Source organism: Halovivax cerinus (genome assembly GCF_024498195.1).
Classification (GTDB): domain Archaea; phylum Halobacteriota; class Halobacteria; order Halobacteriales; family Natrialbaceae; genus Halovivax; species Halovivax cerinus.
Genome location: NZ_CP101824.1, coordinates 1,822,706 through 1,834,944, shown reverse-complemented (window position 1 = coordinate 1,834,944; position 12,239 = coordinate 1,822,706). Strand labels below are relative to the sequence as shown.

Annotated in this window: 7 protein-coding genes, 1 tRNA gene and 1 pseudogene; 5 read left to right on the top strand and 4 right to left on the bottom strand. The window is 57.0% G+C overall.

Annotated features, from left to right (window positions below):
- Nucleotides 1-66 precede the first annotated feature (66 nt).
- Nucleotides 67-513 (bottom strand): DUF7344 domain-containing protein, encoded by a 447-nt coding sequence (locus NO366_RS08455; RefSeq protein ID WP_256533889.1) that lies wholly within the window; start codon nt 511-513, stop codon nt 67-69.
- Between the two features lie 180 nt (nt 514-693).
- Here NO366_RS08455 and NO366_RS08450 point away from each other — a divergent pair.
- Nucleotides 694-767: transfer RNA gene (locus NO366_RS08450), tRNA-Phe, on the top strand.
- A 351-nt stretch (nt 768-1,118) separates the two neighbouring features.
- Here the strand turns inward: NO366_RS08450 and NO366_RS08445 are convergent.
- A complete protein-coding gene (locus tag NO366_RS08445) occupies nt 1,119-2,939 on the bottom strand; it encodes an Eco57I restriction-modification methylase domain-containing protein (protein WP_256533888.1) in 1,821 nt (606 codons plus the stop codon).
- Between the two features lie 625 nt (nt 2,940-3,564).
- On the bottom strand, nt 3,565-3,897 hold the full coding sequence (locus tag NO366_RS08440; RefSeq protein ID WP_256533887.1) for a hypothetical protein: 333 nt from the start codon (nt 3,895-3,897) through the stop codon (nt 3,565-3,567).
- A 185-nt stretch (nt 3,898-4,082) separates the two neighbouring features.
- On the opposite strand from NO366_RS08440, the pseudogene NO366_RS18640 reads away from it, so the two are divergent.
- Nucleotides 4,083-6,354: pseudogene (locus tag NO366_RS18640) on the top strand (phospholipase D-like domain-containing protein).
- 31 nt (nt 6,355-6,385) lie between these two features.
- Here the strand turns inward: NO366_RS18640 and NO366_RS08425 are convergent.
- On the bottom strand, nt 6,386-6,757 hold the full coding sequence (locus NO366_RS08425) for a hypothetical protein (protein WP_256533884.1): 372 nt from the start codon (nt 6,755-6,757) through the stop codon (nt 6,386-6,388).
- 147 nt (nt 6,758-6,904) lie between these two features.
- Between NO366_RS08425 and NO366_RS08420 the strand changes: the two genes are divergently transcribed.
- Genes NO366_RS08420 through NO366_RS08410 form a run of 3 tightly spaced genes read left to right on the top strand, consistent with a single transcriptional unit; the run spans nt 6,905 to nt 12,236 of the window.
- Nucleotides 6,905-8,281: a metallophosphoesterase family protein gene (locus NO366_RS08420; RefSeq protein WP_256533883.1), complete on the top strand. Its 1,377-nt coding sequence runs from the start codon at nt 6,905-6,907 to the stop codon at nt 8,279-8,281.
- Complete coding sequence (locus NO366_RS08415) at nt 8,278-11,001, top strand: AAA family ATPase (protein WP_256533882.1); 2,724 nt, start codon at nt 8,278-8,280, stop codon at nt 10,999-11,001. Before NO366_RS08420 ends, NO366_RS08415 begins: the two co-directional genes overlap by 4 nt.
- Nucleotides 11,001-12,236: a DNA double-strand break repair nuclease NurA gene (locus NO366_RS08410; RefSeq protein ID WP_256533881.1), complete on the top strand. Its 1,236-nt coding sequence runs from the start codon at nt 11,001-11,003 to the stop codon at nt 12,234-12,236. The genes NO366_RS08415 and NO366_RS08410 overlap by 1 nt, the downstream gene beginning before the upstream one ends.
- Nucleotides 12,237-12,239 lie beyond the last annotated feature (3 nt).

The window sequence follows — 12,239 nt, the reverse complement described above, 5'->3', positions numbered from 1 at the left end:
GTGAGGAAAGCGTTGTCGGTTTCCAATACCCATTTCCGATTTTGAGCCTGCGCCATAGTGTCGAAATCAGTGCGTCAGTCGCGATACGTTTTCGCGAATGGAGCGGAAGAATCCGTCGCCTGTGTGCGATTCGAGCGCCCGCTGAAGGGTCGAGTTTTCCGGTTCGTCCCGGATAACGACCTCGAGGTAGGGTTCGAGCTGCTCGTAGTTCTCCGCGAGGATGACCGAGTGATCGTCCGTATCGTGATCGACGACGTTCGCGTCGGCGAGTTTCGGCACGTGACACTGGACGGACGAGACGTAGACGCTCTTGTAATCGTTCTTTGGCACCTCGTCCGGGGGCACGTCGTGTTCCCACCCCGCGACGGTTTCCGCCAGTCGCGACAGCTCGACGTGCTCGGTCCGGCCCCTGAGCGCGTAGAGGAGGTACCGACGACGGCGGTTCGCGAGTAATTCGAGGATAGTGTCCGCCGTGAGATCCTCGGATTCCGCTTCCTCTGTAAGCGGTGCCATAACCACTAGTTACCCGCTTACCGGCAAAAGTGTGTCTTGAATATCCGTTCGTCAAGTATACGGGCCGAAGACTGTCCCTACCGAGTACCGTCGACGGGGGACCGGTCGGTACCCACCCAGTACCACACCGGCGACGCCATTCGAAATCCTTTTTTGTGCTATCGACGGAGAACCGTACAGGCCGCCTTAGCTCAGACTGGGAGAGCACTCGACTGAAGATCGAGCTGTCCCCGGTTCAAATCCGGGAGGCGGCATTAGACTCACAGTTCAAATGCCTGCGGAACTGTGCGCATCGATTCTCCGGGTGCGGGTTGAACTGACGGCCTGACCTTCCCTCTAAATCTGTTGACCAGACTCTGCTTTCGGTTCTATATCGTTGCTAGCTGGTGACGCTCAGATCGTGTACCAGCTGGTCGCGCGCGCGAAAGGATTATGTCCTTCATCAAATTCGCTGTTCCATATCCTCGACACCACGCCCTCGCCGGTATGAACTTCTCCGAGATGGCTCGACAATGAGGCACTGTAGCCGTCTTGACCTGCTACTATTCTCGTAGCGGAGAGTCAGGGTCACTTAGCCGGTCATAGCGTCAAAGACGCTCTCTGAATCAGAGGATTTGCTGGAGTACAGCGTCGATGCGATTAATGATGGGCTCGCAATCACCGTCGCGTCGTGCTGTCTCTCGCAGTGCATCGAACGAGTCAGCAAGGTCAGTTGTCATCTTGTCATCCATGTCGGTCACGTCGATTACAGGCAGTTCTTTGAGAGTACCTGGCCCCAGTTTTTCAAAACCACCTTGCCGTGTCTGCGTGTGATTGCGAACGACACGCTCGGCAACGCCGCTATTCAAATACGCGAGCAACGCCTTCAGATCCGTCTCATTCACCGTCACGTCATAGAGCCCATCGAAGTTGTGGATGTTACGGGCATCTGTCTCATTCAGCCGGAACGTGAATCCGTCTCGGCTCCCATTTTGAACCAGCACCCGAGGAGGGTCTTGCCTCTCCGGCCGGTACCAGTACGGGCGGTTTTCGAGCGCAGTCGTCCCTGGCAGACCGTGCTCCATGACACCGTCGCGCAGATATGCGAGCAGATTCCCTACCATGCCAGAGTCGTCGGGTAGTACCGATGAGTCACCGGCTACCTGCTCGCTGAACACGTGAATTGACTCCGGAATCGCTTGGATCGCGTCAGGATCGAACAGCCACACGTCTTCCCCTCTCTCCCGTAGTGCCTCCCAGTCTTCGTCACGGAAATCATACCCGTCGACGAGTCTCGGCTGCCGAATCAATCGTGACAGGTACTGGTTGTCGAGTTCAAGATTGTCTACCTCGGTCTGTGAGAGGCAGAAGAAATCGACTGCGCCAGTTGTCATCCCTCGATGAACTGTGACGAACTCTCCTAGTCGTGTGAGATTGCTCGTATCGATGTCTGTCGGGGTGAATAATGCCTCCCAGTTCTTGGTCGGATCAAGCTGTGCTTGTGGCACGCAATGGATCGACCCCCAGTCAGTGTTCCCTGGCGTGCCGTTCTCGACTGCTACACGAAGATCGTACCCATCAACTGATTCATCAACGCGAATGAACCGCGTATTGCCACCCGATTCGTTCTCAGGTGTTGCTTCCAAGAACGTGATGAGGGCAGTCGTGTGAGCGTCCGGGAAGATTCGTTCACCAGCCGGATCAAATTGGACGAACGCCTTGATCGAGAACGTCTCCAGGAGGAACCGCTTGAGTGATTCTCCATAGCGCGCCGTGAGGATGCTTAGTGGTGTGAGGAATGCCGCGCGATCAGCCGGGGAGAGAAACTGCCGTGCGTGGTAGAAAAAGTACGCGTGGAGCGGCGATCGTGCGCTGATTTCGCTCTCGATCGATTGCTCGATTTGCGTGTTGATTCGGTCTTTGTACGCTGCAGGGAGTGAATCTCCACTCGTGTACGGCGGGTTGCAGATGATCGCGTCGACACCTCGCTGTAGGTCATCCGGTGAGAGGTCGAGGAAGTCCGCCGCATGCGGTTCGTGCGCCTGCCTATACAATGTCAACGCGGTCGTGCCCATGAGATGCGAGAGACGACTCCGGTCAATCCCGTGTACGTGGACTGGTTCTGTACTCAGGTCCCACTGCGGGTGGAGTGGGCTCGAAAGGACACCTGCTCCCATCCCTGGGTCAAGTACGCTATCATCGCCATCGGCTGCCCACGTCCGCATGAGCGTCCCGACGTTCGGCGGCGTCCGGAATTGGCCGAGTTTCTGGCGGTCGTCGTTCGACATCAGGTCCGCATAGAGTCGGCCGATGGTTTCAGCTGGTTCTCCCGACCCCAGTAACCAGTCCCGAGCGTTAAGCACTGGTTCGAGATCGAGGTCGTCAGCGAGCCACACCAGCTCATCAAGAACGTACTCGTTGAACGCTGGATTCTCTGTTTGATCCACTGCTTGTCGAAGTGCCTCTCGCTCATTGGGAGGAAGCGATGGCAGGTCACTGTGTTGGTGGTGCCATTCGTAGAGTGACGTTTTGAGAAGTACGTTCAGCACAGCTTGCCGAGCGATGATTGTTCGCGTGCGCTTGGCAGCCGGACTGTCAAACCCGTGGAGTTCGCACCACTCTGTAACCTGATCCTGTAGTGATTCGGGCAGCTGGGGATCGAGGGCATCAAGAACAGCGTCGGCTGCCGTCCGAAGTCTCTTTACGAGGGTTTCATACGTGCTCTCGTCGAATCGATCCGGAGCTGGTTCCCAATCACTGTCACTCGGTCTCTCAGTCCCGTAAGGCGTGACAGGTGACTCAACTTCCCCGCTCTGGGTATCGGTAACCCGTTCGGTATCTTGGGAGGTGTAGCACTCACCAGTAGACAGTCGTAACCGGCCGACAGAATCTGATTCTGTAGCAGTGTGAGACATCAGAGTAATGCAGTTTCATGACCTTGTGAATTAAAAAGGTAAGCCACTCAAGGGGTTGCCGTTCTACCCGGTACACAGCTATGGTCGCACCGGACGCCGCGACAGGAGTGGTATTTAGCCTCGTCTGTCGGGATGCTTTGGGTCGTCCAGATTAAACCTATACCTCGTCAAGAACCTGATTCCAGAGGCCGGGAAGATGGTTAATTCGTTCCCATCCCGTTGCTTCATCTACATCCTCGTCAACAATCGTGATGTCCGTAAAGTAGTCGTCAAGGACTTCAGCGCGTTCCATCGCCAGTGGCGGAGAACAGTAATCCTCCTCAACCCAGACCGCTTCACCGCTCGCAGGATCGAACCGGGCCTGCTGTAGCGCCGTCGTCATCGCACGACCAAACGGCTCAATCTGCTCGATTTCACCGCTATCTAATCGCTCACGTAACGAGGTCAACCGATCACGTTTTGGCTGAGCCCGCACGAATCGATAGGCCATAGCGTAACTATCGTGCTACAGATTATAAGCTTCGACGTGACTGTGGAGTGGACGCGCCAGGTCGTGATCGCCCCCTCCCAGTCTCTCCATAGCGAGGTTCGGTAAGTGTCTCTGGGAGTCTACAGCGTATGCTCCACTACCGCTCCACGGCATGCTTTTATTCGTTTCAGGCCGCTTCCGTGTTTATGGATGAACTGACAGCGAATATCTCGTTCGACAGGTTCGCGGATATGCCGGAGTTCTACGGATCGGGGGCTGCGAAATACCGCCTGACGATGGTGAAAGAGCGGGATGACTTTCTCGATTTGTTCGCTGGCGCTCGTCACGTGGACGCCGTGACGTACGCGGAGACGCCCGAATTGATGGTAACGATGCTGACCGAGTACGACATCGGCTCGCTCGACGTGCTCATCGGGAACGCGGAAAACTACGCCGACCAGGTGAGCGAAGTCTCGACAGCCAGGTCTCTCGTCCGACTTCGACAGGACAACCGACTCACGGTTCGATTGAAGAACCGAAAGACTGTCCACTCTAAGATTTACCGAATTGTCATGCCGGACAACACGGTGAAGCTCGTCCAAGGGTCGGCCAACCTCTCGCGGAACTCCTGGGAGTACCACACGAACCAGATATCCGTTTTCAAGACCGACGTCGGAACCGAACTGGACGAAGAGTTCGAGCGGTTCCTCAACGAGTACCGCGAGGGGTACAGCGACCAGACGCTCCTCGAAGGGCTCGTCAAGGCGCTGGAGGAAGCCGATTCGCCGGAAGAGCGGGAGAACCGCATCGAGTACTGGGTTGGTGCCGGTGACCTCGACGTGAGCGACACTGCCGCCCTAAATCAGGACGCCGTCGAGGACCTGAAAGATGTCGCCGACCAAATTACTGCCGTCGTCGACGACCCAGAGGAGGCTAACGAGACAGTTGCGTTCGTCGAAGAACCCGAGAACGCCGACCGAAACGTCGTCGAGCCGGACGCTCCCACAGACGAGGAAGACTCGTCCGTCGACCCGGACGACGACGAGTCACCGGACGTCGGGCTCGTCGAGTCGGATCACGAAACGGGGCTGGGATGGACTCGACCGTCCGCGGATTCGTGCGCCCGACGAGAAAATACGGATGGGAACCAGCAAGGTGGATAAGGACACTGCCGACGAGTTCGGGGCTGGTCTTCGTGACCGCGGTGCGACCGTCGAGGACCACAGCATTACCGCGCCGTTGAGTGCGTATAACAACCAGGTCAAGGAGTCGACGGCTATTCCGACGATGTCGGTCCTACCGGAGACCGAGCAGGTCGTGATCGGTGAGGATGACGAAATGATTCTTGTCGCCACCGACGAACCGACCCCCGAAGTCCTGGATCACTGCCTCGAAACCATCGAAGACTACATCGAGACCGTCGAGAACCACGGCCACACGCAATCCGAGACCGCAGTAATGGCGCAGATGTACGAAGCGTTCCTCTACGGGTTCTGGGCACCGTTCGCCAACCAGTACGCCGAGGCGTTGTCGTCTCCGTCTCGGACGCTGGACAACGTCCTGCAACACTTGTACATCGAAGGGAAGAGCGACGCGGGGAAGGACAAGCTCACCGAGTACATCCTGCGACTCGTCTCCGACAACACAGTTATCTCCGGTGTGGATGCAGACGACGTCGGCGTCAAGGAGGTCCGCGGCGTCCGCGAGTGGGACACATGCTTCCCGTACGCCATCATCGACGCGGAGAAGGAGAAGATCCAGCGGTGGAGCCCAATCCGAAACTACTGGGGCGACTGGACGCCCACCAGCGTCGATCAGCCGTGCCTCATATTCACGACCAATGACGCGCTCCCGAAATCCGAGTTTCGGAACCGAATGAAAATCCTGAGCATGGACGTTTCCTTCCCCTCCAACCCGGAGGACCCGGGCTTCCGCGAAGCGCAAGAAGACCTTTCGGACGTGCTGGAACGGCAGAACCCGATCTTCAGTTACGTGGCCCGCCGAATGCTCACCGAGCAACCGTGGACCGATGGGAACGGCACTATCGAAGACGTTCGCCGCATCGTCCGTGAATTCTACGACAAAGCGGGTCGAGAGCAGCCCGAGTACTTCCCCGCTGACGAGCCGGCCGAGAAGACGTATGACACGGGACGGTTGAAGTGGCAGCGCGACATTCAAGGCGGCCGTGTCACGTTCGAGTCGGAGCCGAATGCCATCACAGCTGACTTCGACCGCGAAGAGTACGAGGTGTACGACTACGAGAAGCGTCTCCCCAAACGGTTCATGTCCGAGAAATCGTCCACGAGCGTCTACATCGGCGCACCCGAGGAATTCGCCGAGTGGATCGGATACTCCGTCAACGACCTCCTGAACGGAGCGGCCGAAACCGGCACAGACACCGAGCAGTCAGCCACCACAAAAGACGCATCGGATACGGACAACTCCGGCGGATTCCTGTCTCGGTTGTTCGGGGACTAGTCGCCTCGATCCCTGTCCACCTCTCGCGGTACTACACGAGTTCCATCGCCAGCTCGGTCAGTCGGTAGCGATACGCTGGTCGGACAAACACAATCTGCCCGTAGTACTCCGATTTCGTGACCTCTTCAGCAGACTCAATTGCTTCAACAGCCGTATTGAGCCGGTCCACTGGGTCACCGGACCGTAGAAAGTCGATGACCTGCTCTGGCTCGACACCAAATTCCGCGGCTAAAATGTTACGAATTGTTCGACCAGCACCGCCAGCGACGGCGACAGACGGTGCTGTCACTCGGGCTTGCGGTCCGTCCCGCTCGGCAGCATCCTCAGAAAGTGCAGTGACATCTAGTTCGTCGTCGATATGCGCGAACAATGCGTCCAGATTCGCTTCCCCTTCCTCAGCCACCTGTCCCGACCACTTTCACCTCGGTAGGACGAGTTTTAATTCCTTGGACGTTATTCATCTCCGATAGGACATTAATGCAGAATTATCAGCCATTTTGGTGCCACACGGTCATCGGAAAACAACACTCAACAAGGAGTAACTAAGATTATGCGCTTAGCACACGCAGCCGATATACACCTCGGTCACCGGCAATATGGGCTCTCACAACGAGAAGTCGATGGGCGACTCTCGTTTCAGAAATTCCTCTCCCAGGCACGCGAACACGACGCCGACGCGATTCTGATTCCAGGCGATTTATTCGACTCACGGGATATTCGCCCCGAGACCCTCCAGCAAACGGAGGATATCCTCGAAAATGTCGATAAGCCAATTATCGTTTCGCCGGGGAATCACGACCAGAATATGAGTCGACGGCGCTCACTCACGTGGCTGCAGTACCTGAATAATCGTGGAATCATCACCCTTCTCTCCGCGGACCTCACTGGCGACCAGGCCTCATTCGTCCAGACAGATGCAGATGATCCACGTAAGGGCGGTGGCGGATACGTCGACCTAAAACGGGACGGCAATCTAGTCCGGTGTTTCGGACTTCAGTACCGCGGCGCGTACATCGAACGGGATCTCCCTGCCGTCGCGGACGGTATCAGGACTGTGAACGATACCGAGGATGAACCCGACGTGTCGATTCTTCTCGCACACTTCGGTGTTGATGACGCCGTCCCGGATCTAGGTGCGAACGTCGCACGCTCTGCACTCACCGACATCGAAGATCTTGTCGATTACATCGCGCTCGGACACATCCACAAGCAGTACGAGAGCGGAGATGCCGCTCACAACCCTGGAAGCCTCGAAGCTTTCGACATTCAGGAAGGCAGGTGGAGCGACGAGCATGGGTACTACATCTACGATACAGAGACCGGAACCGCTGAGCACCACTTGTCGAAACGCCGTCCCTACGTCACGCTTGATTTCGATGTCTCCGGGTACCGGACGTTCGAAGACCTCCGCGGTGACTTCGAAGACGAAGTCGCTGACGCACGGTCTGATGTCGAAGGCACCTGCCAACGTAGTATCTACCGCGACGGCAATGATGGGCGACGCTCTCCACTCATCAATCTCCGTTTGGAGGGGACACTTCTGCTTGATCACGCGACCTTCGACGTTGAGACGCTGACTGACATCGTCGAAAAGGAACTCGACGCGTTGTACACGCAACCGACAAACCACACCGAACGGAAAGCGGTGCAGGAACTTCTCGGGGATCTTGAGCGGGATGAGGCGTTCAATCCCGATGGTACCGTCAACACGGACGCGCTCCAGGAGCGTGTGTTCACGACTATCGCTGGGGAGTCCAGATATAATGGCGAGACGAACGCCGTTGCAGAAACGCTGGACCGCACGGAGAATCTCGTCAACGAGGACAGCCAGTCCACAGCGGGGGTCGCAGAATACCTCCGAGAACGACGTCGTGAACTCTTCCCGGATGGAGCGGGTGCGGAAGATGACGAGGAGGTGGTGGAATGAGCCTCCAAATCGACCAGGTCACGCTGAAGAACATCAAGAGCTACGCGGACGAGACGACGATCACAATCGGTTCCGGTGTCACTGCGATCCTCGGAGATAACGGCTCCGGAAAGAGCACCATTCAGGAAGCCATCGGGTACGCTCTCTTCGACACGCATCCCTTTCAGAATCAAGAACGCTTGGTTCGGGACGGCGAGTCCTCTGGCCGAATTGAGGTCACGTTTACAGTACGGGAAACTGGCGGGATATATACCGTCCGTCGGCAAGCTGGCGGCGGTACCTATGAAGTCCTCGACGAAAACGGAGATCTTCTTAGCCTTGATACTGCCGGCGAAGTCAAGGAGTGGGTTTGCACGCGGCTCGGTGTTGATACCCCAGACGATCTCTCGGAGATCTGGGAACGCAGCGTCGGTGTGCCTCAGACCGACTTCATTTCTGACTTTACTCAGACTGAGACGGACCGGATCGATACGTTCGATCCCCTCTTCGATATTGAGCGGTACCGTGAGGCGTACTCCTCCCTCAGTGGACTGGAAGACGAATTCGAGGACGAGATCGGAGAACTGGAGGACGATATCACACGTCTGGAGGAACGACTCGAAGACCTTCCAGAGGCCAAGCGGGACGTAACTAACTACGAGGATCAAGTTGAGGAGCTGAAAGAGAAAATCGCGTCACTGACTGACGAAATTGACGATCTCGGAGAAGAAAAGGACGATCTCGAATCACTGCAGGCTGATCTCGATGATGCTCGGCAGGAACTGACCCGGTTCGAAGAGGACAAGATACCCGCACAGAAGACAACACTCTCAAACGCCAAAGATAGGCGTGAGAAGGCGCAGAAAGCGAAAGAACGTCTTGAAGAGGTCAAGGACGACCACGAACGGTATCTGGAGGCCCAAAAGCGACTCGATAAACTGGAAGAGAAACGTGAGAAGCGCGATGACCTAAACTCTCGTCTCACAGAACTCAGCGGAGATATTGACCGGGTACGCGACGAGATCTCACGGCTGAAGGAGGACAAACACGAGGCTGAAGCAGCGCATAACCGCGTCGCGGAACTGGAGCCAAAGAAAGAGCGGTACGAATCCCTCGAAGCGGAAATCGAAAATCTGTATGAAAAACAGGAGCGTGTCGAGGAAATCGATGAACGACTCGATGACATCGCTGATGAAATCGACGGTCTAGAGACCAACGCAGAGGAACTTCGTGAGGAAATCGAGGAAGCGAAGGGTCGGCGTGAGGAAGCAAACCGACTCACTGAGTTCCAGGAGCAACGACAAGAGCTCGTTGCCAAGAAGAAATCACTGAAAAACGAACATCAGACGTGCCGCGAGCAGAACGAGGAGCTCCGCGCGATTGAGTTGGGTGAGGCGTCGGAAGTTTCGTGTCCAACCTGCGATCAGCCTGTTACCGCCGAGCACCGCGAGAGCGTGCTCGAAGAGAACGAAGACCGTATCGAGGAAATCACGAACACAGAAATTCCGACGGTCGAATCGGAAATCGAAGCTCTTGATGATGACATCGAGTCCGCAAGGAAGGCCAAAGAAGTAGTTAACCAGATCCCGCAACTAGAAGACCAACTCGATGGTATCATTACGGAAATTAGTGATCTCCGTTCAAAGCGGGAGGAACTCGATATGGAGCGTGAGAATCTCACTGACGCTCTCGACAATCTTCCGGAAAAGAAAACTGAACGCAATGAACTCGACGGCGTTGTCGATGAGTACCATACTGCCAAGGCCAAAGCCACAGACGTCGATGAAACTGAGGCCGCTCTCCGAGATGCGCGTCGCACTTTAGGCGAGCGTCTGCTTGAATATCAGCGCGTTCAAGACGATCTCGCCGATTTCGATGATCTCGACACTGAGATCAGCGATGCGGGCGCGGTTATCGAAGAGACTGAAGACGCCCACGAGACGTACATCCGGAAAGAAGACGACGCGGCCGAACTCCCTGAACGCCAAGAAAAAGTCGAAGCGGAGCAGGAAGAGCTGGAGTCCTTGCGGGAGGAACGTGATGATGTCGAAGAGATGTTCGAGGGCCTCCAGTCCGAGTTCGATCCCGAGCGTCTCACTACCATCGAGAGTGAGCTCCGAGAGTTGCGTACCGACCGTTCGAAAGCTGAGGGTAAACTGGAGGATAGAAAGTCGGACCTGCAGGACGCCCACGACGAACTGGACGACCTCAAAGAAAAACAGGAGCGCAAACAGTCGCTGGAAACTGAGATCGAAGAAGTGCGGCGTGACCAAGAGTTCGCACGGTGGGTTCGCAACAGTCTCCAGCAAGGCGCTGAGGATCTCCGCGATCTCGTCACGAGCGAGATCGGTGACCGTGCGAACATGATCTATCAGCAGCTCCGCGGGAACCCGACTGAGACGCTCGTCTGGGACAAAACATACAACTTGCGCGTACGCGTCCGCGGACAGAACAAGCCGTTCGACACGCTCTCCGGCGGTGAGAAAATGGCCGCAGCGCTGTCTGTCCGCCTTGCCGTTCTCGAACAGATCGCGTCCGTCGGCGTCGCCTTCCTCGATGAGCCGACTGCGAACCTCGACCAACAGAAGAAACAGAACCTCGTGGCGCAACTCGAAGACTTGGACGAGTTGAATCAACTCTTCGTCGTGAGTCACGACCGGACGTTCGAATCAATGACCGAGCGGACAGTCGAACTGAACAAAGACGAAGACCGGGAGGTGTCCCAGGTGGTGTCCGAGTAATGCCGTTCTACCCAGAAAGCGCGCTCGATGGGCTCCGTGAACATACCAGTGAGATTCGAGAGTTCGCACGCGACGAGTCCGACACAGTGGCGAAGTACCAAGACGCGTTGCGGGACGCGCTCAAAGACTACGAAGCAGATCCGCTTCAGGCGGAACTCGGTCCCGGCCGCTATCCCGGTGCGCTCCCAACCCGCGAATGGAACGACAACGGTGCCCCAGTCGTTCCGTTTGAGCGATCAGCGTCGTGGGACAATCACGAGGCCGTCAACGAGTACGCGAAAGACGTCTTGGAAGGCGTGACGACAATTGCAGCCGACGGGTCGGAACTCGGTCCGACGAGTGAATTCACCGTTCCGCTCGGCCTCGTGCAAGTCGCGTGGATGGCAAACCATCACCACGAGGACGGCAACTACGACGAAGGTGTCAACACGCGGGTCCTCGGACCACGCGCAGTCACCACAGCCTCTGACAGCGAGGACGGGCTCCGGTACCCGGACGGGCAAGCACCAGGGCACGAACGCTACCGCGACGAAGGAAAGACAGTCATCGAGTGCATCGAGCGCTTCGCGGAACTCAACCCACCACCGGTCGTTCTGTACGATGGGCCGCTCGTCCCCACGTTCGCCAACACGTACGCTCCCGACGTGCGCGACGGGCACTATCGCCGCACGATGGCCCGCGTACTCGCAGCGAGCGAACATCACGGCGTCCCAGTCGTTGGGTACTCGGCTGGAAGCACGCGGACCAACATCGCCAAACTTCTTCGCCGAACGTACAGAGACCGCCTGCACAATGAACCGTTCGTCGCAGACTCCCGCATCCTCGATGCGTTCACGACCAACTGGGGTGACCGATCACAGCTATTCATCCACCGGCAAGACGGCACCGTCGACGCGATGGAAGCCAGCTACCGGGGAGCCACTCACGAGTTCGCCACGGACGTCCTGTTCACGTACCTCGACATCCCTGACGGGAACGCAATGGACTATCTGGAGTTCCCCGGCTGGATTCTCCGCGAGGGACTCGTCGACGACGTGATTGATGTTGTGCGGGCCGAGACTGGCGTCGGTCGCGGCTATCCGGAGGTCCTCCAGCAAGCGGACGCAAACGCTGTCCTGAACACAGACGCTGAGCGCCGGTTTCTCGCGCTCGTTCAGAACTTCGCCGAAGAAGAAGAAGGTCTCCCCATCGAGTGGGACGCGAAAACTCTGAGTAAACAGCGACGACGCCGCTGACAC